At 57.0% G+C, this 26,278-nt stretch carries 21 protein-coding genes; 10 read left to right on the top strand and 11 right to left on the bottom strand.

Features of this window, described 5'->3' with window-relative positions:
• Positions 1 to 26: 26 nt before the first annotated feature.
• The 3 genes from JT718_RS08860 to JT718_RS08850 all read left to right on the top strand — a co-directional run bounded on the left by JT718_RS08860 (position 27) and on the right by JT718_RS08850 (position 3,333).
• Positions 27 to 1,592, top strand: a complete 1,566-nt coding sequence (locus JT718_RS08860) for a hypothetical protein (protein ID WP_205501876.1) — start codon at positions 27 to 29, stop codon at positions 1,590 to 1,592.
• A 258-nt stretch (positions 1,593 to 1,850) separates the two neighbouring features.
• Positions 1,851 to 2,423, top strand: coding sequence for a bifunctional pyr operon transcriptional regulator/uracil phosphoribosyltransferase PyrR (pyrR, locus tag JT718_RS08855; protein ID WP_205501875.1), 573 nt, complete (start codon positions 1,851 to 1,853; stop codon positions 2,421 to 2,423).
• Positions 2,410 to 3,333, top strand: coding sequence for an aspartate carbamoyltransferase catalytic subunit (locus JT718_RS08850; protein WP_205501874.1), 924 nt, complete (start codon positions 2,410 to 2,412; stop codon positions 3,331 to 3,333). Before pyrR ends, JT718_RS08850 begins: the two co-directional genes overlap by 14 nt.
• A 210-nt stretch (positions 3,334 to 3,543) precedes the next feature.
• On the opposite strand, the gene JT718_RS08845 is transcribed toward JT718_RS08850, so the two are convergent.
• Both JT718_RS08845 and JT718_RS08840 read right to left on the bottom strand, forming a co-directional pair.
• Entirely contained in the window at positions 3,544 to 5,076 is a 1,533-nt protein-coding gene (locus JT718_RS08845) for a TolC family protein (RefSeq protein ID WP_205501873.1), read from the bottom strand.
• Positions 5,077 to 5,181: 105 nt separating this feature from the next.
• Positions 5,182 to 6,471 carry an aminopeptidase P N-terminal domain-containing protein gene (locus tag JT718_RS08840; protein WP_205501872.1) on the bottom strand — a complete coding sequence of 430 codons (1,290 nt, stop codon included), beginning with the start codon at positions 6,469 to 6,471 and terminating at the stop codon, positions 5,182 to 5,184.
• A 209-nt stretch (positions 6,472 to 6,680) separates the two neighbouring features.
• Between JT718_RS08840 and JT718_RS08835 the strand changes: the two genes are divergently transcribed.
• Positions 6,681 to 8,186: a S8 family serine peptidase gene (locus JT718_RS08835; RefSeq protein ID WP_205501871.1), complete on the top strand. Its 1,506-nt coding sequence runs from the start codon at positions 6,681 to 6,683 to the stop codon at positions 8,184 to 8,186.
• Between the two features lie 15 nt (positions 8,187 to 8,201).
• Here JT718_RS08835 and JT718_RS08830 read toward each other — a convergent pair whose 3' ends face one another.
• Both JT718_RS08830 and JT718_RS08825 read right to left on the bottom strand, forming a co-directional pair.
• A complete protein-coding gene (locus JT718_RS08830; protein ID WP_205501870.1) occupies positions 8,202 to 8,612 on the bottom strand; it encodes a hypothetical protein in 411 nt (136 codons plus the stop codon).
• A gap of 296 nt (positions 8,613 to 8,908) precedes the next feature.
• Positions 8,909 to 9,355: a DUF937 domain-containing protein gene (locus JT718_RS08825; protein ID WP_205501869.1), complete on the bottom strand. Its 447-nt coding sequence runs from the start codon at positions 9,353 to 9,355 to the stop codon at positions 8,909 to 8,911.
• Between the two features lie 386 nt (positions 9,356 to 9,741).
• Here JT718_RS08825 and JT718_RS08820 point away from each other — a divergent pair, with 386 nt between their 5' ends.
• Positions 9,742 to 10,869: a glycosyltransferase family 4 protein gene (locus JT718_RS08820; RefSeq protein ID WP_205501868.1), complete on the top strand. Its 1,128-nt coding sequence runs from the start codon at positions 9,742 to 9,744 to the stop codon at positions 10,867 to 10,869.
• Between the two features lie 15 nt (positions 10,870 to 10,884).
• Here JT718_RS08820 and JT718_RS08815 read toward each other — a convergent pair whose 3' ends face one another.
• On the bottom strand, positions 10,885 to 11,349 hold the full coding sequence (locus JT718_RS08815; protein WP_205501867.1) for a GNAT family N-acetyltransferase: 465 nt from the start codon (positions 11,347 to 11,349) through the stop codon (positions 10,885 to 10,887).
• 382 nt (positions 11,350 to 11,731) lie between these two features.
• On the opposite strand from JT718_RS08815, the gene JT718_RS08810 reads away from it, so the two are divergent.
• Positions 11,732 to 12,973, top strand: a complete 1,242-nt coding sequence (locus tag JT718_RS08810; protein ID WP_374729161.1) for a M16 family metallopeptidase — start codon at positions 11,732 to 11,734, stop codon at positions 12,971 to 12,973.
• Between the two features lie 118 nt (positions 12,974 to 13,091).
• Here the strand turns inward: JT718_RS08810 and JT718_RS08805 are convergent, their stop codons facing one another.
• The 5 genes from JT718_RS08805 to JT718_RS08785 all read right to left on the bottom strand — a co-directional run bounded on the left by JT718_RS08805 (position 13,092) and on the right by JT718_RS08785 (position 19,346).
• Entirely contained in the window at positions 13,092 to 14,303 is a 1,212-nt protein-coding gene (locus tag JT718_RS08805) for a pyridoxal phosphate-dependent aminotransferase (protein WP_205501865.1), read from the bottom strand.
• 196 nt (positions 14,304 to 14,499) lie between these two features.
• Positions 14,500 to 15,429 carry a transglutaminase-like domain-containing protein gene (locus JT718_RS08800; protein ID WP_205501864.1) on the bottom strand — a complete coding sequence of 310 codons (930 nt, stop codon included), beginning with the start codon at positions 15,427 to 15,429 and terminating at the stop codon, positions 14,500 to 14,502.
• Between the two features lie 230 nt (positions 15,430 to 15,659).
• Positions 15,660 to 17,288: an acyl-CoA carboxylase subunit beta gene (locus JT718_RS08795; protein ID WP_205501863.1), complete on the bottom strand. Its 1,629-nt coding sequence runs from the start codon at positions 17,286 to 17,288 to the stop codon at positions 15,660 to 15,662.
• Positions 17,289 to 17,541: 253 nt separating this feature from the next.
• The gene (locus JT718_RS08790; protein ID WP_205501862.1) at positions 17,542 to 18,555 is read right to left on the bottom strand and encodes an MlaD family protein; all 1,014 of its coding nucleotides are present in this window, start codon (positions 18,553 to 18,555) and stop codon (positions 17,542 to 17,544) included.
• A 14-nt stretch (positions 18,556 to 18,569) separates the two neighbouring features.
• Positions 18,570 to 19,346 (bottom strand): N-acetylmuramoyl-L-alanine amidase family protein, encoded by a 777-nt coding sequence (locus JT718_RS08785; RefSeq protein WP_205501861.1) that lies wholly within the window; start codon positions 19,344 to 19,346, stop codon positions 18,570 to 18,572.
• A gap of 94 nt (positions 19,347 to 19,440) precedes the next feature.
• On the opposite strand from JT718_RS08785, the gene JT718_RS08780 reads away from it, so the two are divergent.
• The 4 genes from JT718_RS08780 (at position 19,441) to JT718_RS08765 (ending at position 24,976) form a co-directional block, all read left to right on the top strand.
• Positions 19,441 to 22,092, top strand: a complete 2,652-nt coding sequence (locus JT718_RS08780) for a putative LPS assembly protein LptD (protein WP_205501860.1) — start codon at positions 19,441 to 19,443, stop codon at positions 22,090 to 22,092.
• 202 nt (positions 22,093 to 22,294) lie between these two features.
• Positions 22,295 to 23,113, top strand: a complete 819-nt coding sequence (panB, locus tag JT718_RS08775; protein WP_205501859.1) for a 3-methyl-2-oxobutanoate hydroxymethyltransferase — start codon at positions 22,295 to 22,297, stop codon at positions 23,111 to 23,113.
• 114 nt (positions 23,114 to 23,227) lie between these two features.
• Positions 23,228 to 23,914 carry an RluA family pseudouridine synthase gene (locus JT718_RS08770; protein WP_205501858.1) on the top strand — a complete coding sequence of 229 codons (687 nt, stop codon included), beginning with the start codon at positions 23,228 to 23,230 and terminating at the stop codon, positions 23,912 to 23,914.
• 327 nt (positions 23,915 to 24,241) lie between these two features.
• Positions 24,242 to 24,976 carry an acyl-CoA desaturase gene (locus JT718_RS08765; RefSeq protein ID WP_205501857.1) on the top strand — a complete coding sequence of 245 codons (735 nt, stop codon included), beginning with the start codon at positions 24,242 to 24,244 and terminating at the stop codon, positions 24,974 to 24,976.
• 102 nt (positions 24,977 to 25,078) lie between these two features.
• Here JT718_RS08765 and JT718_RS08760 read toward each other — a convergent pair whose 3' ends face one another.
• Positions 25,079 to 26,239 carry a DUF418 domain-containing protein gene (locus JT718_RS08760; RefSeq protein WP_205501856.1) on the bottom strand — a complete coding sequence of 387 codons (1,161 nt, stop codon included), beginning with the start codon at positions 26,237 to 26,239 and terminating at the stop codon, positions 25,079 to 25,081.
• Positions 26,240 to 26,278 lie beyond the last annotated feature (39 nt).

Genomic DNA, 26,278 nt, shown 5'->3' with positions numbered 1-26,278 from the left:
TCCTTGAAGTCTTTTAAAAACACCGTATGATCGCACAGATCAGAAGCTTTACGTGCCCGTTCCTGCTCCTGCTGCTTTGCTGGGGCGGGACCTTCTCTGCCCACGCCCGCCAAAGGAACAAAGACAAGGAGAAGCCCGCGCCCCCTGCCCAGACCTACCGGGCCGAGATAGAAAGCAACTCCTTTGACGATGACCACACCGTGCGGGCCCTGCCCGACAGTTCCCTGCTGGTGGTCTCTACCAAGAACAGCTCCTGGTTTGGCAAAGCAGACTTTGTGGTCTCTAAGTATGACCGGCAACTGCAGCTGGTCTGGCAGGAAAAGTACGAGCACAAGCCCAGCCACGACCTGCTGCACATAGCCGCCGACCGGAACCTGATTTACCTGCTGTTCTCCACGGCCTCCAGCAAAAAACTGGTGCTCTACCAGCTGCGCCTTGCCACCGGCAAGGGCAGTTTCAGTGAGCACGAGCTGCCTTCGTCCTACATCAACATAAGGGAAATGGCGGCCCTGGACGGCCAGGTGTTCCTGAGCGGGCTAGACCGCCAGAACCTGAACATGCTGCACCTCAACCCCAGCGAAGAAGCCATCAAGCTGCTGCCGGCGGTGTTTGGCATGGAAGAAGACCTGGGCGAGTTTAGGGTAGACACGCTCACCAGGGCCGTGGAGTTTGTGGTGGAAGAGTCCAACGGGTGGCGCTCCCGGGTGCAGACCAAGCGCATGAACACCAAAGGCGAGGTGATTGGCACGTACTTCATCCAGCCCGAGATGGACTACCGCAACGACAACACCCTGCAGGCGGGCCGCCTCACCCCCGGCGACACGCTCACCAAGCGGCTCATTGGCACCTACGGGCACCGCACCTCCATCTTCGCCAAGGGCTTGTTCACCAGTGACCTGGCCGGCAACCTGCAGTACTATGACTTCAGCAAGCTGAGCCACTTTTTTGAGTACCTCTCGCCCAGGGCAGAACGGCGCATGAAGGCCAAGTTTGCCCGGCAGGAAGCCAAAGGCAAGCCGCTGGTTTTGCGGTACCGCATGCTGCTGCACCCGGTCATTCCGCACCCGCTGGGCTACGCCGTGGTGGGCGAGGTCTACTACCCGCAGTACCGCGACAACAACCTGTACCAGTACTCGCCCCTTGCCGGCCGCTACCCCGAGCTCAGGGACATCAGGAGCCGGGTAGACGGGTTCAGGTTTACCCACGCCATTGTGTGCGTCTTTGACAAGGAAGGCAAGCTGGTGTGGGACAACTCCTACAAGCTGAAAAACCGCACCTACCCCTTGCTGGCGCCCACCATTGAGGCCGGCGTTAACCCCCAGGGACACATTACCCTGGTGTACCCCGACGAGGAATACATCTGGTACAAGACGGTGCGGCCCAACGCCTCGCTCTCAGACGAGGAAAAAGTGGAGGTGAGGGTGCGCGAGGAGTCTGAGAAGATGCTCACCAACCAGACCGACGGCATCATCCACTTTTACGGCAGCAATTTCGTGGCTTTCGGGTTCCAGCGCATCAGGCCCGCCCAGGGGGAATCCCGTACGGTTTTCTACCTGCAGAACATGGCGTTTGAGCCAACGGCTACCCCTTGATTTAGGGCTGTTTTCCTGAAAACAGCCCCAAAACCCCTCTCCCCTCCAGCCCCTACCGGCTGTGGAGCTGGCTGCGCCCGCCTTCGGCTACCCCTTTCTTCCCTGGCCTGCCTTAATGTCCCAATTACCAGTGGAGGGGAAATGCGGGGGTTAACCACTTTCTGCGGAGCAACTGGCCGCGAGGGGCTTTTGCCAGATAATTCTCTTTTTTAGTGCCGCGGCTGCCCGTAAAACTTTATATTTGCCCAAAACCCGGCCATGCACAAACGCCTCATTGTTCCGCACGCACTGTTTCAGATCATGATCCGGCGCCTGGCGCACCAGCTCATAGAGACGCACCGCGATTTTTCCGATTCCGTTATCCTGGGTCTGCAGCCCCGTGGCATTTTTGTGGCAGACCGCCTGCAGCAGACCCTCCAGGAAATTCTGGGCATCACGGTCCAGACCGGCTACCTGGACATCACCTTCCACCGCGATGATTTCCGCCGCCGCGCCACCCCGCTGGCCCCCAACGCCACCAAGGTAGATTTCTCCCTGGAAGGCAAGCGCGTGATCCTGGTAGACGATGTGCTGTACACCGGCCGCTCCGTGCGGGCCGCCCTGGACGCCATGATTTCTTACGGCCGCCCGGCGCAGGTAGAGCTGTTGGTGCTCATTGACCGCCAGTACACCCGCGACTTACCCATTGAGGCCACCTATACCGGCCAGCGCGTAGACTCCCAGCACTCGCAGCGGGTAGAGGTACGCTGGCAGGGCAATGATTCCGCGGAGGACGCCATCTGGCTCCTCACCCTTACTCCAGAACAAGAACAACCCCATGCAACAGCTTAGCGTCCGGCACCTGTTGGGCATCAAAGAGATTACCCCGCAGGACATTCAGTTGATCTTTGAAACCGCTGACCAGTTCAAGGAAGTGCTGAACCGGCCTATCAAGAAAGTACCCTCGCTGCGCGATGTCACCATTGCCAACGTGTTCTTTGAGAACTCCACCCGCACCCGCCTCTCGTTTGAGCTGGCCGAGAAACGCCTCTCGGCGGATGTGATCAACTTCTCGGCCTCGGGCAGTTCGGTGAAGAAGGGTGAAACCCTGCTGGACACCGTCAACAACATCCTGGCCATGAAGGTAGACATGATTGTGATGCGCCACAGCAGCCCCGGGGCGCCGCACTTCCTGTCGCGCAAGATCAAGGCCAACATAGTGAACGCCGGCGACGGCACCCATGAGCATCCCACCCAGGCCCTGCTGGATTCGTTCTCCATTAGGGAGCGGCTGGGTGAAGTGGCGGGCAAGAAAATCGCCATCATCGGTGACATCACGCACTCGCGCGTGGCGCTTTCCAACATTTTCGCGCTGCAGATGCAAGGCGCCGAGGTGGCCGTGTGCGGGCCTCCTACCCTGCTGCCCAAGTTCATTGGCGAGTTGGGCGTGAAGGTGTTCTGGAACGTGCGCGAGGCCCTGCAATGGTGCGATGTGGCCAACGTGCTGCGCATTCAGCTGGAACGCCAGCAAGGCAAGCTGTTCCCTTCTTTGCGCGAGTACGCCCTGTACTTTGGCATCAACAAGAAAATGCTGGACGAGCTGGACAAGGAGATTGTGCTCATGCACCCCGGCCCCATCAATCGCGGCGTGGAACTTACCTCAGACGCCGCCGACTCGCACCACTCCATCATCCTGGACCAGGTAGAAAACGGCGTAGCCATCCGCATGGCGGTCCTGTACCTGCTGGCCAGCAAAGGGTAAAAGCCAGCCCATCCCGTTTTAGGCCCTATTTCAGAAAATTCGCCTGAAAACGGGTAAGTAACCATATAAACGCATCATAAAAGCAGCATCGCCCGCCAATAACCTTGACGGGCGATGCTGCTTTTATGCTTCTCTAACGGAGGTCCTTTAACAGGCTTTCAGCGCCTCACTCACTCACTCACTCACTCACTCACTCACTCACTCACTCACTCAAAACGGCAGCGGCATGGTGAGGGGCTGGTTGGTCTCAAAATCATAGAGGGTCTGCAGCCTGAGGTTGTAGTAGGCGTCCCAGAAGTTGCGGAGCGAACTCACGTAGCTGCGGCGGGCCGAATCGCGCTCGGTGGCGGCCTGGTTCAGGTCTAGAATCCCAATCTTGCCGTTCAGGTAGCGGTCCTTGGCCCCCAGGTAACGGCGCTCGGCTAAGCCGTTGGCCTGCTGGGCAATCTTCATCTGCTCGCGCAGCATCTTAAACCGCTTTACCTGCAGGTACACGTCCTGCTCAAAACTTACCCGCTGCTGCTCCAGGTTGGCTTTCACCAGCTTGAGGTTGGCCTTGGCGGTTCCAATGCGGGACTTGTTGCGGCCCCAGTCCATGAGCGGCACACTGAATCCCACGTTGATGCGCTGCTGGGAAGTGGGGTCTTCGTACACGGGGCCCAGCGACTCGGCGCGCTGGGTGAGCCCGTACTGCAGGAAAAGATCAGCGTTTACGCCAGAGCTGGCCTCGGCCCAGTCCAGGTTGCGCTCGGCGTCCAGTTCCTCGCGCTTAATGCCAATCACGCGCGAGCGGTTCTCGCGGGCTTGTTTCAGGGCCATCTCCTCGTCTACCTCAAATTGCGGTATCTGGTCTGGCGCCACCAGCCGGATGGGGTAGGTATCTGTGATGCCCAGGTAGGTCTTGAGGCGCAGCGTGGTGGTTTCAATGTCTAACCGGGCCTGCTCCAGGCTCTGCCTGGAGGTTAAGAGGCTCAGCTCCAGCTGCAGGAGTTCGTTCACGCTGATCTTGGCGTTGTAGAAACGGGCCTGGGCAATCTTGAACAGGGTATCATTGTTGGCTACGTTCTTCTGGGCAATGTCATAGCTGATCTGGCTCTGCAGCTGCGAAAAATACAGGTCGGTGGCGCGCACGGCAATGCGCTCCATCTCTTCCCAGAAGTTGCGCTTGGCTTCCTCGTAGCGCAGGGGCTCGGTTCTGCGGTCCCACTTGAGGCCGTTGTGGTTGAAGATAGGCTGCCTGATGGTGACCACCACCGGATTGGAGGCGTAAGAGTGGCGCCCGTTGTTGTCAATGCGCTGCAGCTTAGAGTCAATGGAGACTACCCCGCCCGTTAGCCCGATGTTCTGCTTAAGCTCCAGGTGACCCGAGGAAACCGCCGACTGCACGCCCACAAACCTGATCTCGCCGGTGTTGGGGTCGGTGACGCGCTCGTAGTCTTTGGTGTACGAGGGCAAGGTGGCGTACAGGGCCAGCTGCGGCAGGTAGTTGCTCTTGTAGGTCTGAAACTGCCAGGTGCGGTTCTCCAGCTGGGTGAGCGCCTGCTGGTAGCTGGGCGACTGCTCCCGGGCCATCTTGATCACCTCGGCCAGGCTCAGCCGGCGGGTGTTGGGGTCTTCTTGTTCCTCCTGCACCGGGGCCCCGGTGTCTTGCCCCACGGCCGGCGCCGTCAGCAGCGCGGCCCCCAGCAATGCTACCCAGAACAGGACTCGTCCAGCCCCTGTTACTCGTTTAACTTGACTCAACTTCACTCCTTAAACTTAAATAATGGTACGCTCTCACTATGGCACATGCTGGTTTAGGGGCCAATTTCAAGAAAACAGCCCCTAAACAGCTCAGGTAAAAAGGGGTTAGCCGCGCATCTCGCGCTCAATGTCTTCCAGCTCCAGCGGAATGTTCTCCATGAGGTCTACCGGGCAGTTCTTGGTGATGAGGATGTCGTTCTCCAGCCTAATGCCCAGGCCCTCTTCCCTGATGTAGATGCCCGGCTCGCAGGTGAACACCATGCCCTCCTCAAAGGGCCGGTACTTGTCGCCCACGTCGTGCACGTCCAGGCCCAGGAAGTGCGAGGTGCCGTGCGGGAAGTATTTCTTGTATAGTGGCTGGGCCGGGTTCTGGTTGTTCACTTCTTCTTCAGAAAGCAGGTCCAGTTTGATGAGTTCGTTCTCCATCACCTTGCCCACAAACTTGTGGTATTGGTCCAGGGTGTTGCCGGGCACCAGCATCTGTTTGGCTACCTTCATCACGTGTAGCACGGCATTGTAGACATCGGCCTGGCGCTTGGTGAATTTGCCGTTCACCGGGATGGAGCGCGAAAGGTCGGCGGCGTAGTTGGCGTACTCGGCCCCGAAGTCCATGAGCAGCACGTCGCCGTCTTTGCACTCACGGAAATTGTCTACGTAGTGCAGGATGCAGGCATTGGCACCCGAGGCGATGATAGAACTATAGGCCGGCCCCCGCGAGCGGTTGCGCAGGAACTCATGGCTGATCTCGGCCTCAATCTCGTACTCCATCACGCCGGGCTTCACAAACTTGAGGATGCGGCGGAAGGCCTGCTCCGTGATGTGGCAGGCCCGGCGCATGAGTTCCACCTCGCGCGGGTGCTTGATGGAACGCAGGTAATGCAGGTGCGGGGTGCTGCGGCAGTAGTTGTGCAGCGGGTATTTTTCCTTCATCTTCTTGATGAAGCGGGCATCGCGGGTTTCTACCTCCATCACGGCGCGCAGGTGCTCATTGGAGTTGAGGTACACGTTCTCTACGTAGGGCATGAGCGAGTTGAGCACGCTGTCAAACTCATGGGTCCAGAAGATGGTCTCAATGCCCGAGACCTCGCGGGCCTGTTCTTTGGTAAGTTTATAGCCCTCCCAGGTGAGGATATGGTCATTGGTTTCGCGCACGAAGAGGATCTCCTGGAGGCGGGGCTCCCGGGCATCGGGGAAAAGAATCAAGACGCTTTCTTCCTGGTCAATACCACTGAGCCACAAAAGATCGTTGTTCTGCCGGAAAGGCATGGTGCCGTCGGCGTTGGTGGGCATCACGTCATTGGAGTGGAAAATGGCCAATGACTGCGGCTTGAGGTAAGAAATAAACTTCTGGCGGTTGTGCACATAAAGGTCTTTCCCGATAGACTCGTATTTCATGGCGGTTTGGTTTGTAGTAGGCCAGTGCGCTACTGGCGTGGGTGTTTCTGGCCCGTTTTACTGAAACCAGGCCGAAACTGGAGCGTTTGTACCCTTAAATGTATGACTTTAAACGGTAAGTTGCAGGCATATAGCCTCTAATTAATAGATTGAACGTGGGGGTTTGTACTAAAGTGTTTTTTTTCTGTGCCTTGGCGGCAAGCTGCCTTTTGGCCCCTCTGGCGCAGGGGCAGCAGCGCTATTGGGTCTTCTTCAAAGACAAACCGGGGACCACCATCCCACACGTGAGCGAGGCCACCCTGCGCCAGCGCCACCTGCAGCAGCTGCCGCTTGCTCAACCCTCTGACCTGCCCGTGCACCAGCCCTACCTGGACAGCCTGCGGACCCGGGGCCTGGCCGTAAGCACGGTTTCGCGGTGGTTGAACGCGGCGGCGGTGCAGGCCACCCCCGCGCAGTTGCAGCAGTTGCACAAGACCCCATTTGTGCGGGAGGTCTCGCCCATCACGGGTTATCTGGTGCCCACCCGCGCGGCGGTTCCGTTTAGCCCCAGTTTTATTGGAAAGGCCCTGAAACAGCTCAAACCCGAGCCGCTGTTTGCGGCGGGCCTCACCGGCCGGGGCGTAAAGGTGGGCGTGATAGACGCGGGCTTTTACGAGGCCCCCAAAAAAGCAGGGCTGGCCCCCATCTTTGAGAGCGGCCGCCTGAAAGCCTACCGCGATTTTGTGACGCCGGCCCGCAGCCAGGTCTTTGACCAGCGCGAAAGCCTGATGGACGCCCACGGCACCGATGTGCTCCTGTGCCTGGGCGGTGCTGACCCGCAGGGCAAAGTCCTGAGCGGCCTGGCCCCCGGGGCCGACTTCTACCTGGCCCGCACCGACCACGGCGGCCGCGAACAACGCATTGAGGAAGAACACTTCGTGCGGGCCCTAGAGTGGATGGACAGCCTGGGCGTGCGCCTGGTCAACTCCTCATTGGGCTACGGGGCAGGCTTTGACAACCCCGCCGAGAACTACACCCCGCAGCAGATGAACGGCAGCAGCTTTATTGCGCGCGCGGTGCAGATGGCCGTGGAACAGAAAGGCATGGTGTTCATCATTGCCGCCGGCAATGACGGGGGCACCAAAAAATGGCAGGTCATCAATACCCCCGCCGATGCGCCGGGCGTGCTCACCGTGGGCGCCACCAACTACACCACCTGGACCAAGCAAGGCTACAGCAGCATTGGCCCCGGGTTCCTGCCCTACCTCAAGCCCGACGTGGCCTGCTTTGCGGCCTCGGGCACTTCCTTCTCCGCGCCCATCATCGCCGGTCTGGCTGCCTGCCTGCTGGAAGAAAACCCCAGCCTTACGCCGCAGCAACTCACCAGCATCATCAGGCAAAGCAGTCACTTGTATCCGTTCGGGAATAACTTTGTGGGCTGGGGCGTGCCCGATGCCGGCAAAGCGCTGGCCCTTGCCCGGCAGACTCCCGAGGCGGTGCCCGCCAGAGCGCCGTTGCCGGTAACCGGCAACCGGTTTACATACCGGCCCACCTCCAGCGATGCCATTGCTGAAAACGGTGGCATTGTGCTCTTCCGGAAGGAATCGGCCACCAGGGTCATGAGCCAGCAAAAACTATCTAGCCGCACCAAAAAAATAGTGGTGCAGCGCCTGCCCGGCGAAACGCACACCACGGTGCAGGCGGGCGCTACCGTGCTGGAGTTGATCTGGCAATAGGCCTTTGGGGGAGCGTTAAGAGGCGTCGCCTTTGGCGGGCCTTCCCCGGCCGGGCTTTACCTCCTCGCCGCCCCGGTAGACTTTCCCGGCCTCTACGTCTATGCGGTACTTGGCCTTGGGATCATACGAGATGCGGTAGTCGGTCTCGGGGTCGTACACCTTGCCCAGTTGGTGGTAGTACTGCAGGCGCGTAACCGGGTCAATCATGAAGCCCTGGTCTTTCCTGAGCGCGTTGGGAATTGGGGCCGATGTTGCGGCCCCAGGTGCTAAGATGGGCATAGAATGGTGCACTTTGGGCTGATGCTGCGCCTCAAATTGCCTGAACCTGGCCAGGAAGTCTTTTAAGGCAGCATCGGGGGCTTGGGCAAGGGCGGGCGCCCCCACCAGCATCCCCAAGGCAAGCACTAGAAATCTCACCGCTTTCATAACTGATGTAGGTTTAGAATGCTCTGAAAGAAGGTTTTCCCTTTGCTGGTACAAACGTACCTTCTGTTTACGAAAGTATGGGCATCAAGTATTCTGCTCTAGCAGCCATGGAAAGAACTGCCCCCGTTTTGCGGCCGCAATCCTCAAAAGAGTTCTAAAACAGGATTGCGGTCAAAGGCAGAAGAGGAAGCACAAAAAAACGGCTTCCCGGAAGCCGTTTTTGATGAACCCGTAAAAGGCAGCGTGGAAGCCCGAAGGATTTTTGCCACCCTAGGCTCCCCAGCCCTTGCGGCAGGCTACTTGAACAACCCGCCCAGTTTGCCCAGGCTGCCCAGTCCGCCCCCGCCAAATTTGGAGAGCGTTTCTGTGATGCTGTTGGGCGTGATGCTGGGATCATTGGGGTCGGCGGCTTTCTGCGTGAACTTCTGGAGCAGCCCCGGTAAGGCGGCCGCAATGGCCCCGGTGGCCGCCGGCGGCAAGCCAAACTTACTGCCCAAACTGCTTACCAGGTTGCCGGTAATGGTACTGATGACCGGACTTCCGGCCGACAGTCCGCCGCCCTGCAGCATAGACAACAAGCCGCCTACGCCGCCCTGCGTGGCGGCCTGGCTGGCCAAACCGGTGGTAACCTGGTGCGCGATTTCCTGGTGCACGGCATCTTCCTTACCGGGCGGTATGGCCGCTGCTACCTGCGGGTTGTTCCCCAGCTGCTGTTTCACAAGGCCTAAAATTTGATCAAACATATCTTTCTTCTTTAAACTAATGACAGGTCTTTGGTAAACGAACCCGGCCTGAAATGGTTGATTCGGCCCCCGGCGAGGTGGCTTCTGGAGGAATTATTCCTGTCTGCCTCTGTGGAAAACAGCACCCCTCAGCCCCGCCGTTTTCGGGTTGTTTTTTCGGTTTTCAGCCAAAAACCGCATCATTTCAGAGGAGCTGCCCTACCGGCCCCTGCTTACGGGTGAAGGGCGTTCTGACAAACAGTTTGGGTGCAAGCAACCGGGGCCGTTCCGTTTTAGGGCTGGTTTAAAGAAAACAGCTCCAAAGCTCATGATTGGCTTGCTCGGTGTGATTCGGGGGGCAGCGTTCAGTACTTCTGCCGGAAGAATGTTAATATTGCGGTGCTGATATGAAGATAGGATACGACGCCAAGCGCGCTTTCACCAATACCTCGGGCCTGGGAAACTACAGCCGCTTTGTCATCTCGGGCATGATGACGCACTTTCCCCAGGAGGAGTACTCGCTGTTCACGCCCCGCCGGAATGAGCTTTTTAAAGACTTTTTTCCGCCGATGGCCAAAACCCAGGTGGTGCTGCCCAGCGGTTTAGGCAAGCGGTTTTCCTCGGTGTGGCGCACGTTTGGGCTCAGGGCGGCCTTGCCCCAGCACGGCGTGCAGGTGTACCACGGCCTCAGCAACGAGCTGCCCTATGGCATTGACCGCCAGAAGACCAAGCTGGTGGTGACCATCCATGACCTGATCTTTCTGCGCTTCCCGGAGCTGTACCCGGCCCTTGACCGCTACATTTACCGCAAGAAGTTCAAAGATGCCTGCCAGGCGGCCCACCAGACCATTGCCATTAGTGCGCAAACGGCCCAGGACCTGGAGGAATTCTTCGGCGTGAGCCGCGAGAAGGTGCAGGTGGTGTACCAGGACTGTGACCCTGTTTTTCAGCAGACGTTTGAAGAAGAGGCCCAAAACGCCATCAGGGAGAAGTATGGGCTGCCAGCCCAGTTTATCCTGTGCGTGGGCACGCTGGAGCGCCGCAAGAACCAGCTGCACCTGTTAAAGGGCTGGCTGGCCGCCGGCACGCCCATTCCGCTGGTCTTCATTGGGCGCAAAACCGAGTATTACAAAGAGATGCAGGCTTTCATCCGGCAGCACGGCCTGGAGCAGAAGGTCCTGTTTCTGCCCTACATTCCGTTCCAGGAGTTGCCCGTGATTTACCAGCTGGCTACCTTATTTGTGTACCCGTCTATTTTTGAGGGGTTCGGGATTCCTATTGTGGAGGCCTTGAACAGCGGGGTGCCCGTGATCACCTCCACGGGTTCCTGCTTCTCTGAGGCGGGCGGAGAGGCCGCCCGGTACGTCTCCCCCACTGATGCCGAGGCGCTGGCCCAGGCCATGCGGGAGATCCTGGACAGCACGGCCCTGCAGAAGCGCATGATCAAGCTGGGCCTGGAGCACGCCCAGACTTTCCGGCCCCAGGTCACCATTCCGCAGCTGCACCGCGTGTACGAGCAAGTCCTGCAGGGGTAAGCCCAAGGCCTGCCGCTAGCGGCGGGCCAACTGCAGATGCAGAATTGGGTGCGGTTTTCCCAGGCCATCTACCTCAGAGCGGCCGGCTACTTCAAACCCTTGGTGCAGGTAAAAGCCCACGGCCTGGCTGTTTTCCTCGTTCACGTCTACCTTGGTGATGTTGCCCTGCTCAATGGCGTGTTTCAGCAGGCGCTTGCCTATGCCCCGGCCCCGGGCCTCTGGGTGCAGGAACAGCATCTCCAGTTTGCCGTCCAGCACCCCGGAAAAGCCCAGGATCTTCCCGTTCTGGTCTTTGGCGCAGGTCAGCCGCATGAGCCACAAGTACTCTTCCAGGATCAGCGGCCGGAAAAACTGGATCTCCTCCTCGGTCACGAAATGGTGGGTACCCCGCACGGAGGCTTCCCATACCTCTATGATCTGGTTGTATTCCTGGGGCGTTACGTTTCCCAGGCTTATGGGCGAGGTCTCTGTCTGGAACATCTGTTTTAGGTGGGTTTTCAGGTAAAGACACCTGAAACAGGGGTTTAACCTATTCGTGCCTTTAAAATATTTCCCCTAGGAGTACACCAGCTGAGCCAAAAGGTTTTCCTGCTTCCTGCCCCGCCAGCCTTTTGGGTAATTCCATCTCTTTGCCGTCCCCAATGCTGCGGACTTTCCCCAGCACCAATGCCCCGCAGGAACAATGGAGGAATAGCCAGGCTATGTTGCTTTGGCGCAGGGGTGCAACCCGGCAAAATTGCGCTTCCCTTTCTCTAAACTTCATCATTTCACACCAAACCTCCGTACCTTTGCAGGCTGTGCGGTTCTTTTCTGCCATGAAAGGCCCCGCCACAGTGTTTTACTTGTAAACGCACTTTTGAAATTGACGAAACTACCTGATTTTTATATTCATACTTTACCCAACGGCATACGGGTGCTGCACAAACAGGTGCCGCATACCAAGATTGCCCACTGCGGCTTTATGATGGACATTGGCTCCCGCGATGAGCTGCCGCATGAACAAGGACTGGCCCACTTCTGGGAGCACATGGCCTTCAAGGGAACCCAGAAACGCAAGTCGTTCCACATCCTGAACCGGCTGGAAAGCGTGGGCGGCGAGCTGAACGCCTACACCACCAAGGAAAAGATCAGCTTTTACGCCTCGGTGCTGGAAAATCACTTTGAAAAGGCCTTTGAACTGCTCACCGACATCACGTTCAACTCCACGTTCCCGGCCAAGGAAATAGAGAAGGAGCGCGGCGTGATTCTGGAGGAGATGGCCATGTACCTGGACACCCCCGAGGACGCCATTGTGGATGAGTTTGACGCGGTGGTTTTCCGCAACCATCCCCTAGGCAACAACATTCTGGGTACCCGCGAGAGCGTGAGCAGCTTCACACGCGAGAATTTTCAGGCCTTTATTGACCGCAACCTGAGCACCGACAAACTGGTGTTCTGCTCAGTGAGCAACTGGCCCATGGCCAAGGTGGTGAAGCTGGCCGAAAAGTACCTGGGGCACCTGCCCAGCAAGGTGCAGCCCCGCGAAAGGCTGCTGTTCACAGACTACCAGCCCCAGAACCTGGTGGTGGAGAAAGCCATCCAGCAGGCGCATTGCGTGATTGGCTGCCCCGCCTATGCCCTGTCAGATCCGCGCCGGCTTACCTTCTTTATGCTGGTGAACATCCTGGGCGGCCCGGGCATGAACTCCCGCCTGAACCTGGCCGTGCGCGAGAAACACGGCCTGGTGTACACCATTGACGCCAACTACTCTACTTATGTAGACACCGGCATGTTCGGGATTTACTTCGGAACGGAGAAAAAGCAACTGAAACGCACCATCGGGCTGGTCCTCAAAGAGCTGAAACTCCTGCGCGAGAAGCCCATGGGCTCGGTGCAGCTGCACACCGCCAAAGAGCAGCTCATGGGGCAACTGGCCATGGCCGAGGAAAGCAACATGGGCTTTATGATGATGATGGGCAAAAGCATCCTGGACCTGAACCTGGTGGAAAGCCTGAACGACATCTTCGCCCAGATCAGGCAAGTACAGGCCAACGACCTGGTGGAAATTGCCAATGACACCCTGCGGGAAGAGAACCTGAGCTTTTTGCAGTACGTGCCTGGTTGATCTGGAAATTTGAAGAGTTGGGAATGGGAAGATGCAGCGTCTTCCCATTCTTGTTTTGGGGCGGTTTTGGCCAGAACCGCCCGAAAACAGGGTTTCTTCCTTCTGCCTAACTCTGCTTCTATTGACTTTGGTAGTCTTGTAAAAACAGGGCCAACTTATCCAGCGTCTCGTCTAACTCCACAATCGTGGGCAGGTACACTACCCGGAAGTGGTCTGGTTGCGGCCAGTTAAAGCCCGTGCCCTGTACCAGCAGCACGTGCTGGTCAATCAGCAAATCTAAGACAAACTGCTCATCACGGGTAATGTTGAATTTCTGCACGTCAATCTTCGGGAACATGTAAAACGCGCCCTGGGGCTTCACGCAGGTAATGCCGGGGATAGCCGTTAACTTTTCATAACAGAGATCACGCTGCTTCCGGAGGCGGCCCGTGGGCATGACCAGCTCATTGATGCTCTGGTAGCCTCCCAGCGCCGTCTGGATGGCAAACTGCGCGGGCACATTGCTGCACAAACGCATGCTGGCCAGGGCGTTCAGTCCTTCTATGTACGACTTTGCCGCCGCCACATCACCGCTCACCACCAGCCAGCCAGCCCTGAAACCGGCAGCCCGGTAGTTCTTGGACAATCCGCCGAAGGTCAGGAACAGGACATCTTCGGAGAAGGAGGCGGTAGCGTGGTGCTGGACCTCTTCGTACAGAATCTTATCATAGATCTCGTCTGAGAACACAATAAGGTTATGCCGCTCTGCCACCTGCACCACCTGCCGGAGTACCTCTGGCGGGTACACGGCCCCGGTAGGGTTATTGGGATTGATCAGCACTAGGCCCTTGGTACGGGAAGTGATTTTGCTTTCCAGGTCGGCCACGTCGGGGTACCAGTCAGAGGCCTCGTCGCAGAGGTAATGCACGGCCTTGCCGCCGGAGAGGTTTACGGCGGCGGTCCAGAGCGGGTAATCTGGGGCAGGAATGAGGATTTCGTCCTCTGGGTTCAGCAGGGCCTGCATGGCCAGCAGAATGAGCTCGCTCACCCCGTTGCCAATGATGATGTCCTCTACCTGTACGCCCGCAATGCCCTTGCTCTGGCAGTAATGCATGATGGCCTTGCGGGCGGCAAAGAGTCCTTTGGAATCTGTGTAGCCCTGGGCGTTGCGCAGGTTCACAATAATGTCATGCACAATCTCGTCTGGCGCCTCAAAGCCGAAGGGGGCCGGATTGCCTATGTTCAAGCGGGTGATCCGGTAGCCCTGCCTTTCCAGTTCCATGGCCTTTTCAAAGATAGGCCCCCGTATTTCGTAGAACACATTGTCTAGCCGGGTACTTTTCTGTATCATAAAACAAGCATGAAGCTTTAAAGATAAGGATTCATGCCGCACTGCGAATCAGTTTTGTAGCTGTATTTCAGAAATTTACCTTAAACCGCTACCTGCCCTCCCCCACGGGGCCCACAAAAAAAGCCACCCTGTGGGGGTGGCTTTTGGTTCTGCCGGGCTGTTTTGGCCCAATTTAGGCAGAAGCGGGCCCAAAACGCTATAGGTCCTCTTCGTCGTCGTGGTCATAGCCGTCCTCGTCCTCATCGCCGAAACCGTCTTCTTCCTGCGCGGGCGGCACCTGGTTGGAGGTTTCATCGGCCAAGATGTCAATGAGTTTCTCAATCTCGGTGGCTTTCTCAGGGTCGTTCAGCTTCTCGTAGGACAGCGACAGGTTCCGGAGGGCGCGGCGCACAATGTCAATGGGGGCGCAGGGCTCGTAGAAAATGTCCACCGGGTTCAGGTTGAGCTGCAGCAGGTAATTGTCAATGTCGCCCTTGCTGAGAATGAGGCCGCGGTTGTACACGTTGATGTAGAACTGCGGAATAACCTCGCTCTTGAACGTGAGAATGAACAGGTTGGGCAGGTTAACGCCGTAAATGGGCAAGCCCAGCTTCTGCGCCAGGATCATGTAAATGACGCAGAGCGTAAGCGGGTTGCCGCGCTTGCTCTCCAGCACCTGGTTGATCATGGAGTTGGCCGGCGCGTGAAAGTTCTTGGTGTTGGCCGAGAAGTGGTGCAGTTTGAACAGCACGTGGTTCAGGGATTTCACCTGGTCATAGGGGTGCATCTCGGGGCGCACGTTCACCCAGGCCTCGTAGTAGAGTTCGGCCAGGGTTTGCTTGAGCTGCTGCAGGGTAACATCGGGGTACTGGTAGGTGCTCACCAGCCACATGCCCTTGAGCAGGTCCTGGGCGCCCTCCTCCTTCCACTGCTTCAGGCGTTGCGCCAGCGAACCGTACTGCAGGTCATGGATGAGGTCTTCCAGCTTTTTCTGGTGCTCCGGGTCCAGGCTCTCTTCCCAGGCTTCTTCCAGGAACGGGGTGATGGTATCGCCCAGCTCCACTATTTTGCGGTGTACGTGCGCCACTACCTCGGGGTCTTCGTCGTCCAGCAGGGAGATGAGCGCTTTTATTTCTTTATTGGTCAAAGGCTTTTTAATTAGAGATTCAAAATTAGGTATTAAGAATTGAAAGTGCTGCCCCAAGTGGCAAAACACCATCACGGCTTAGCAGAACGCCTTCTTTAAAGAACGTGATTCAAGGCCAAAGCGTTTCCGGGCCGTTTTTTCAATTTGGGCTCATCATCGGCTTTTCAGGATGGCCAAAGAAACCGCTCGCCCACAATTCTTAATCCCTAACTCTCAATCTCTACTCTACCTCACGTTTGGATCACGCCCACGTTGAAGGATTTGGTGATGGGCGCATGGTTGGCCGCCTCAATGCCCATGGAGATGACCTTGCGTGTTTCCAGCGGATCAATGATGCCGTCTACCCACAGGCGGGCGGCGGCGTAATACGGGCTCAGCTGCTCATTGTAGCGGGCCGTGATCTTGTCCAGGAGCTCTTTCTCGGCCTCGGGGGTGATTTCCTCGCCTTTGGCTTTGAGCGAGGCCACCTGTATCTGCAGCAGGGTCTTGGCGGCCGAGGCACCGCTCATCACTGCCAGTTGCGCCGTGGGCCAGGCGTAGATCAGGCGTGGGTCATAGGCTTTGCCGCACATGGCGTAATTGCCGGCGCCATAGCTGTTGCCCACAATAATGGTGAACTTGGGCACCACGCTGTTGCTCATGGCGTTCACCAGCTTGGCGCCGTCTTTGATGATGCCGCCGTGCTCGGCCTTGCTGCCCACCATGAACCCACTCACGTCCTGCAGAAACACCAGCGGAATCTTCTTCTGGTTGCAGTTCATGATGAAGCGGGCCGCTTTGTCGGCGGAGTCTGAGTAGATCACGCCGCCCATCTGCATTTCGCCTTTCTTGCTTTTCACAATCTTGCGCTGGTTGGCCACAATGCCCACGGCCCAACCGTCAATGCGGGCCAGGCCGCAGATGAGGCTCTGCCCGTACAGGTCTTTGTAAGGCTCAAACTCTGAGTTATCCACCAGCCGCAGAATAATGTCCATCATGTCATAGGGCTTCACGCGGTCCTGGGGCAGGATGCCGTAGATTTCCTTGGGGTCCAGTTTAGGTTCTGCCGAGGCCGCGCGGTTAAAGCCGGCCTTGGGATTCTCGCCCATTTTATCAAAAATGTTCCGGATGTGGTCCAGGCATTCCTGGTCGGTCTGGAACTTGTAATCGGTCACGCCCGAGATCTCAGAGTGGGTAGAGGCGCCGCCGAGGGTTTCGTTGTCAATGGTTTCGCCGATGGCCGCTTTCACCAGGTAAGAGCCCGCCAGAAAGATGGAGCCGGTGCCTTCCACAATCATGGCCTCGTCGCTCATGATGGGCAGGTAGGCGCCGCCCGCCACGCAGGAACCCATAATGGCCGAAATCTGCACGATACCCTCTGCGCTCATGATGGCGTTGTTGCGGAAGATGCGCCCAAAGTGCTCTTTGTCGGGGAAGATCTCGTCTTGCATGGGCAGGAACACGCCCGCGCTGTCTACCAGGTAAATAATGGGCAGGCGGTTCTCCAAGGCGATTTCCTGCGCCCGCAGGTTCTTCTTGGCTGTGATGGGAAACCAGGCCCCGGCTTTCACGGTGGCGTCATTGGCCACAATCATGCACTGTCTTCCCTGCACGTACCCAATGCCGGTGACCACGCCGCCGCTGGGGCAGCCGCCGTACTCCTGGTACATGCCTTCGCCGGCAAAAGCGGCAATTTCCAGGAACTCAGACCCTTCGTCTATCAGATAGTTGATGCGCTCGCGGGCGGTGAGTTTGCCTTTCTGGTGCTGTTTGGCAATGGCCTTCTCGCCACCGCCCTGGGCTACCTTGCGGTGCCTGGACTTTAACTGGAAACAGAGTTGTTTAAGGGCGTCTTCGTTCTTGTTGAATTCAATATCCATGCGGGTTCAATGAGTAATTGAGTAAAGGATTGAATTGGGGAATCAAGCAAGGGGTATTCTGGCAGGGTGGCGCAAAGAACTGCCCCATCCGGCCGCATACTCCCCCGTGGGTAACCTCACAAATATAGAGATTACCCGCAGTTTACCTAACACCTGTTAGGCAAGTTTTTCTCCCTAAACGGATAGAACGAAAAAGCGTTTTGGGGCCACTTCCGGAAAAATGGGCCCAAAACGCTTTCATGTAGGGTGGTACTTATTTCTTGGAGTCTACCGCGCCGGCATTCTGCACGGTGTCGGCGTTCTTCACGCGAGAGGCTTCCTTCACGTTAGACGCTTTGTCTACTTTGGTGCCGCCGCCAATCTGCAGCAACGAGAAGTTCACGTAGCGCTTGGGATTGGCCTTCAGGTCCATTAAAAGGGCGTTGAGGCTGGCGCTGGAGGCGTTGAGGTTGCTGTAGAGCGAGTCATCGTTCACGAGCTTGCCCAGGCTGCCGTTGGCATCATTGATGCGCTGCATGGCCAGTTGCGCCTGCGTTACGGTGCTGTCCAGGCCCCTGATGGTGCGGTTCATGGACTGCACGTCCAGGGAATCGGTCATGGTGTTGAGGTTGCCTACCAGGCGGTTGAACCGGGCCTCGGTGCCCCGCAGGGCGGCCGTGAGCTGTGCCAGGTTGCGGGTAATCTCGTTGATGTTGCCCTGGTTGGAGAGGGTCACCGTTCGTAGGGCCTCTGAGGTAAGCTCGGCGTTCTTGAGGATGGCATGGATGCTCTGCTTGGCGTCTTTGTCCAGGAACTGGTTCAGGCGCTGCAGGGTGGTGTCAACGGTGCCCAGCACGGGCATGGCCCGCTGCGACAGCATGTCGGTGATGCTCCGCTTCACGAACGGGATCAGGTGTTCGCCGCCGTTGTAGCGCACCCGGTTGCGGCCCATGTACAGTTCCACGGCTTTGCTGCCCAATAAATCTGAGCTCACCAGCATGGCCACGGTAGAGTCTCCTACGTCAATGTCTTTCTCAATCTCCAGGCTTACCAGAATCTTGTTCCCTTTCTGCTGGTTGAGCACCATTTCCTTGACCAAGCCCACCCTGTACCCGTTAATGAGCACCGGGTTTGAAACCGCCAGCCCTTCCACAGAATCATACTCTACGTAGTAGGTGCGGGTAGAGGAAAATATATCACTTCCTTTTAAAAACAGAAAGCCCACGTAGAGAGCTGCCAAGGCTACAACGCCCAGCAACGCTACTTTGAGTTCTTTAGAAAATTTCACAGAGAATGGGTTAATTAGTTCATGGCTTCAAGCTCCTGTTTGTACTCTTTGAAAGCTCGATATATACCTGATGCCATATACGTTTGATTGGCTTTATCGTTGAGGAACTTCTCCTCCTTGGGGTTGGTCAGAAAGCCAATTTCAATCAGGGTGCTGGGCATTGCCGATTTCCAGAGCACCAGGAAGCCCGCCTGCTTCACCCCGCGGCTGGAGCGGCCCACCCGGTTCTTGAACTGGTGCTCTACTTTTTGGGCAAATCTAAGGCTATTGTCTAAGTAAGCGCTTTGGTACAGGCTAAAGAGAATATGACTTTGCGGAGATTTGGGGTTAAAGCCGTTATACTTTTTCTCGTAGTTCTCTTCCTGCAAGATAACGGAGTTCTCGCGGGTGGCCACCGCCAGGTTGCCGCTGGTTTTATGCAGCCCCATGGTGTAGGTCTCGGTGCCGAAGGCGGCGCTGGGGCCCGAGTTGCAGTGGATGGAGATGAACAGATCTGCGTGGTTTTTGTTGGCGATGCCTGCCCGGTCAATCAATTCCACAAACGTATCGGTTTTGCGGGTGTAGATCACCTTTACATCGGGCAGGTTCTCCTGGATCTGCTGGCCCAGTTCCAGCGCCACTTTAAGGGCTACGTCTTTCTCGCGGGCAGAGGCGCCCAGGCACCCTGTGTCTTTCCCACCGTGGCCGGCATCAATGACCACTGTCCTTATTCTTACCTCTTTCCGCTCAAACGTGGTGAAAGAACTAAACAACAAAAAAGCAAAAACGGTAAGCGAGACAATATTTTTCACGAGATGCGTTAGTTAAAAGCTATTGTTAATAACTTTGTCCTAGTTAACAAAATAACTAAAAGTTTACTTGAATCCGAAGAGATCCCTCCAGTTTTTGGCTATCGCCGTAATTTCTGTGATCGCCTTTTTATCAGGCCCGGAGGGAAGCGCACAGGTAGCGCCTACCCGCTCAGACTCCATCTTGGTTACTTCTCCTGATACCGCTAACGCAAAACGCCGCGGCGATATTGAGACCACTATCAACTATAAGGCCAAAGATTCTATCCGCTATGATGCCGTCAACCAGATCATGTACCTGTACGGCGATGCGCACATAGATTACGGCGAGATTGCCCTGGATGCGGCCTTTATCCAGATTAACTGGAAAACCAACATCCTGTCGGCCGAAGGCCTCCTGGACTCGGCCGGCGTGCTGCAGAACAAGCCCCTGTTCAAGAACGGCGCCGAGACCTACCAGGCTGAGCGGATGACCTACAACTACAAGACCAAAAAGGGCCGGGTAATTGGCGCCGTGACCACGCAGGGCGAAGGCTACATCCACGCCGAGACCATTAAGCGCGACAACGCAGGCAGCATCTTCGGGCGGCACGCCCGTTATACCACCTGTGACCTGGAGCACCCGCACTTTTACATCAAGGCCACCAAGATGAAAGTGATTCCCGGCGACCGCGTGGTGGCGGGGCCTTTCCACCTGGTGTTTGCCGATGTGCCCACGCCCATTGGCTTGCCGTTTGGCTTCTTCCCCTCGCCCCGCAAGCGGGGTTCCGGGTTTATCATACCTACCTTCGGGGAGTCTGCCCAGCAGGGCTTCTACCTGCGCGAGGGCGGCTTCTACTGGGCCATGAACGACTACATGGACATGCGCATTACCGGCGACATTTTCTCGCTGGGCGGCTACGGGGTACGGCTGCAGTCTACCTATACCAAGCGCTACAAGTTCAACGGCAACTTCTCGGTGAGCCATACCTTTATCAAAGCCAACGAAGACATCAACATTGGCCGCACCACCGATCCCGTGTACAACTACAGCTCAGACTCGCGGGATATCTGGATCAGCTGGAGCCACCAGCCGGTTACCCGCCCCGGAAAGGGGCAGTTCTCGGCCAGCGTGAACGCCGGTAGCCAGTTTTACAACCAGCGGAACTCTACCAGCGCGCAGAATGCCCTCTCGCCGGCGTTTAACTCTACCATCTCTTACCGCAAGAGCAGCCCCAACTCGCCCATCACCTACGGCGTTACCATCTCGCAGAGCCAGACCACCCGCAACCAGCGCAACGCCGAGGGCGAACTGGTGCCGGTGCAGCAGATGAGCTTCACCCTGCCCGACTTCAACTTCGCGGTTTCCAGCCAGAGCCCGCTGGAGTGGTTTGGCACCACCCTTACCGGCCGCTGGATTGAAGGCATCAGGATTGGCTATAACCTAAACGCCCGGCAGTACGTGAGCAACAACATCTCATCGGGGTCTGGCTTAGGGTTTCCGTTTTCTACCACTCGGGGCCGCGACACGGTAGTGGCGATCAACGGGTCTAACCTGGCGCAGATCTTCCGGAACGCGCGCACCAGCATTAACCATGACATTCCCATCACGCTGGGAACCGTGAGCCTGTTCAAGCACTTCAAGCTCACCCCGGGCGTGAGCTACAGCGAGAGCTGGTTTACCAAGAAGTACACGTACCGCAACATACCGGGCTCTAACCTGCTGGCCGTGGACACCACCACCGGGTTGCACCGCGCGTACCAGTACCAGGGCGGTATTTCCCTCACCACCAACCTGTACGGCATCGCGCAGATCAAAGGCAAGAAGATTGAGGCCATTAGGCATACCATTACGCCTAACCTCATGTACAGCTTCCGCCCAGACTTTGGCCGGCCGGAGTTTGGGTTCTACCAGCGCGTGCAGCGCGACAGCTTGGGCAACACCCAGTTGCTGTCCCGGTTCCAGGGCCTGGAGGGGAACGTGCCGGGTCCCGGCCTGAGCAGCTCGCTCTCCTTCTCCATCAGCAACAACGTGGAGATGAAGGTGAAGACCGACAGCGCCGGCGTGTTCAAGAAAGTGAGCCTGATTGACGCGTTCAACATCACGGGGTCCTACAACATGGCGGCCGACTCGCTCAAGCTTTCGCAGATCAGCCTCAGCTTACAGACCAAGCTGTTCAACAACGTGGGGGTTACCCTTACCGGAACGCTGGACCCTTACCAGTATGTGAACGGGCGGCCTATTGACCGTTACCTGATTGAGGGCGATGGCTTTCAATTGGCCAAGCTCATGAACCTCACGTTCAACACCGGTTTTGAGTTTAACCAGCAGGCCCGCAAGCAACAGGCCCAGTCCGGGGCCGCGGCACCTACCAACCTGCCTTCGCTGCAGCGCACGCAAACGGCCGCCGACTACGTGGACTTCAACATTCCGTGGACCCTGTCGGTGGACCTGACCTCCAACTTCACCCGCGACATGCTCACCGACCGGCTCATGAACAACGCCACCTCGGCGGGCATCAACGGCTCCGTCACGCTTACTGATAAGTGGGCCGTCAATTACACCACCAGCTACGACTTCAAGAACAAGCTCCTCAGCTACACCAACATTGGCATTACCCGCGACCTGCACTGCTGGCAGATGACTATTGACTGGGTGCCGTTTGGGGTGCTGCAGCGGTACTCCATCAACATCAACGCCAAGTCTTCGCTCCTGCGCGACCTGCGCCTGCGGCGAAGCAACAGCGCAACTGGGCGTCCTTTTGGTTGATCTACAGCGCGGCCACCTCTGCAAAGGTGGCCGCGCTGTTTTAGGGCCCTTTCAGGCAAAACGGCCCCAAAACCTGTTTGGGGCAGAACCTGGTTCCCCGGGGGAAACTTGCCGCCGGGGTACTTGGCCCTATTTTCTACGCTATTCTTTCTGATTCTTAATCACGCACCCTTACCTTTGCCCGGTAACTAATCTCAAAAGCATGTCTGTTGCCAAGAACGAGGTGAAGATTGTCACCACCCACCAATTGCAGGCCATGAAAGAGCGCGGCGAGAAAATCTCCATGCTTACGGCTTATGATTTCTCCATGGCCACCCTGCTGGACGGCGCCGGAGTAGATGTGCTGCTGGTGGGAGACTCCGCCTCTAACGTGATGGCGGGCCATGACACCACCCTCCCCATTACCCTGGACCAGATGATCTATCACGCCTCTTCGGTGGTGCGCGGCACCAAGCGGGCCTTTGTGGTGGTAGATCTTCCGTTTGGTTCCTACCAGGGCAACTCCTCCGAGGCGCTTCGCTCGGCCATCCGGATCATGAAAGAGTCTGGGGCGCACGGCGTGAAGCTGGAGGGCGGCGTGGAGATCAAGGAGTCCGTAGTTCGTATCCTAAGCGCCGGTGTGCCCGTGATGGGCCACCTGGGCCTGACGCCGCAGTCCATTTATAAATTCGGGACCTACTCGGTGCGCGCCAAGGAAGAGGCCGAGGCCGAGAAACTGCTCTCTGATGCCCGCCTCTTGCAGGAGTTGGGTTGCTTTGCCATTGTGCTGGAGAAGATACCGGCCGCCCTTGCCAAGCGGGTAGCCGATGAGCTGCAAATCCCTATCATTGGCATTGGCGCCGGTCCGCATGTAGACGGGCAGGTGCTGGTGGTGCATGACCTGCTGGGCATTACCAAGGAGTTCAAGCCCCGGTTCCTGCGCCGCTACGCCGAGCTGCACCAAACCATTACTGATGCGGTGAGCCATTACGTGCGCGATGTGAAATCCAAAGACTTCCCCAGCGAGAAAGAAGCCTATTGATTGTTGGTTGTTGATTGTTGGTTGTTATAACCCGAAGAACAACCAGCAATGATCAAATAACAATATTTCATCTTCCGTTTTCAGCCCCATTTCCCAAATTCCCTCACAAACCTAATGCCTGCCCACTTTCAGCTTGACGTGCTTTTTGAAGACAACCACATTCTGGTGGTCAACAAGCCCAGCGGGGTATTGGTGCAGGGCGATGAGACCGGCGATGTGCCCCTCTCTGAGCTGGCGAAGGAGTACGTTAAACAGAAGTACCAGAAGCCCGGAAACGTGTTCATGGGGGTGGTGCACCGCCTGGACCGCCCGGTGAGCGGGGTAGTGCTGCTGGCCAAGACCTCTAAAGCCTTAAGCCGCTTAAATGAGCAGTTCAGGCTGCACAAAACCCAGAAGGTGTACTGGGCCCTGACCCTACGGGCACCCCACCCCGAAAGCGGAACCCTGGTGCACTGGCTGGTGAAGGACGCCGAGCGCAACACCACCCGGGCGCTGGCGCAGGAAAAACCGGGCAGCCAGCGCGCCGAACTCAGCTATTCGCTCCTAAAAAGCGTGGGCGGCAGGCACCTGGTGGAAGTAAGGCCCGTCACCGGCAGACCGCACCAGATCAGGGTGCAGCTGGCCTCGCTGAAATGCCCCATCCTGGGCGATCTGCGGTATGGCGCGCCCGACCCCATGCCCAACAAAAGCATCTGCCTCCACGCCCGCGAACTAGGCTTTGAGCACCCGGTGCTAAAAACCTGGCTGACCGTGCAGGCCCCTCCGCCCCACCTGCCGGCCTGGCAACCCTTTCAGCCATAGCCAACCGGCCTGAAATCTGTTTGTTTCTTTCGCCCGAAAGGGCAGACAAACCCACTTCCAAGTCATTTTTTACTTCTTTTCAGGAAAACAGCCCCAAAACCAGAGGCGCCACTGCCAACCTGCTTGGTTTCGCCTACCATGCATTGCTCCAGGGCTCGCCGCCGCTCCTTGGCTCGAAAGATGATTTTGGTCACTTTTTGATAATTTACCGGCCCGACTTTGCCACGTTTGGTGCTAGCGTTGTAGCTTTGTGAACTTATTTACAGGAGTGCTGTTCTAAAAAGGCTGCTCCTGTGTGGCTTAAACAATTTATTGCAATCACCCAGCATGATTATTCTTATCTTCTTCGTAGCCCACTGGTATCTGTCCCTGTTTGTGCAGACCTTTTACCTGCACCGCTATGCCGCGCATAAAATGTTCACCATGAATGCGTTCTGGGAGAAGTTCTTCTTCCTGTTCACCTACATTAGCCAGGGCTCGTCTTTCTTGTCGCCTAGGGCGTACGCTATTCTGCACCGCATGCACCATGCGTTCTCAGACACCGCCCGCGACCCGCACTCGCCGCACTTCTCCAGCAATGCCTTTACCATGATGTGGAAGACCAAAAACATCTACAATGATGTGCTGAAGAACCGCGTGGAGCCGGAAATGCGTTTTGACGGCAATTACCCGGTATGGCGGCTGGTTGAGAACATTGGCGATCACTGGGGCTCGCGCCTTGCCTGGGGTACGTTCTACGTAGTGTTCTACATCATTTTCGCCACGCAGTGGTGGATGTACCTGCTGTTGCCTCTGCACTTCCTGATGGGCCCCATCCACGGTGCTATTGTGAACTGGAGCGGCCACAAATACGGCTACCAGAACTTCGACAACAACGATAAATCCAAGAACTCCCTGTTCTTCGACTTCCTGACCGGGGGTGAGCTGTTCCAGAACAACCACCACAAATTGCCTAACCGCGTGAACTTCGGGGTGAAGTGGTGGGAAGTAGACCCCACCTACCCTGTGATCTGGACCTTGGACAAACTAGGCATCATTAAGTTGAAAAAAGCCAGAGCCTAGTTTAGGGTTAATACCATTCAAGAGAAAGGGCAGCTTATCTAAGATAGGCTGCCCTTTTCTGTGGAATTCTTTCAGAAAGCGCTGAGTATTCCTGGCTCAGGTTCAAAATGACCTACCCCGAACAACGTACCTGAGCAAGGCTTCCACGGGTCCGCGCTGGCCCTGCTTACTCCACCTGTGGGAAAGCGCCAATTGAACTGAAATAACTAAGATATAGAGGGCAAAGCACTGCCAGGGGGCTAACTTCCCATACAGGCCTGCCCCGTAGTGATAGAACAACAGGCTGAACAGCAGGTTTTGCAGAAGGTAGTGGGTAAGGGTATGCTGCCCCAGCGCAATAAGTAGGTCATTGGCTTTCTTCAGCGGCAGCCAATGGTAGAGCAGCACGGGCAAGAGCAGGTAGCAACCCACCAACCCGAAGAAATATGCAGTAAACAGCAGCTGCTTTACCCATTCCAGTTGGCGCGACAACTCTCCCTCTCCCCGCCAGCCTGCTACCTGAAACCAGAGGGCAACCAGTCCCACACCAACCGCAAGCAGCACAAACGCCCGCAGCACCTGGTACTTGTTCTGCCAATACCGTAGGCCGCCGGCACGGGTGAAGGTGTATCCCAGCAACAGAAATGCAAATATTCTGCTTAAAAACCACAGCGCCTCCCAGTTCAGGAACCCGGCGGCAAACTCCGTGAGCCGCACCACGGTGATCTGCCCAAAGGTACCGGAGGTGTATGCCGTTGTTGCTTTTTGCGCCATTTCGGGAGCATTGTGGATTTCCGCAGGCACCCATAGTTCGCCCGTAAAGCTGAAAGTAAGCAGCAGACCTGCCAAGATAAACAGCATGGTTGTTGGCAAACGGCACAGAAGCAGCAGCAGGATTCCCATAGCCGCATAATGCGTGAGAACATCACCGTTCCAAACAAAGGCGGTCTGCAGGATTCCCAACCCAAACAGGGCGGCCAGCCTGCGCAGAAAATAACCCGCTCCTCTCTGGGGTAGGCTTAGGGCAGCCGACATGCCAAAAACAAAAGAAAAGATGGGGTAAAATTTACTCCGGACCAGCACCATCAAACCCGTGAGCAGCCAGTGATTCAACTCCTGCGGGTACTGGGCGGCATACTGTGCAAAATCAGCGTTCTGGGTATGCATGGAAAACAGGTTCTCAAGGCCAATCCCCAGGAGCGCAAACCCACGTACCAGGTCAATGCTGGACAAGCGGTTGTGGTTGGCGGTAAGCGGTAAATTGGCAGATTGAGGCAGTTCCATTACCTTCGTTCACAGTTCAAAGCCACAAGTTACGGGAAA

Source organism: Rufibacter psychrotolerans, assembly GCF_016924645.1.
GTDB classification, from domain to species: Bacteria; Bacteroidota; Bacteroidia; order Cytophagales; family Hymenobacteraceae; genus Nibribacter; species Nibribacter psychrotolerans.
The sequence above is the reverse complement of the archived record's forward strand: the minus strand, read 5'-3'. Positions and strand labels throughout refer to the sequence as shown.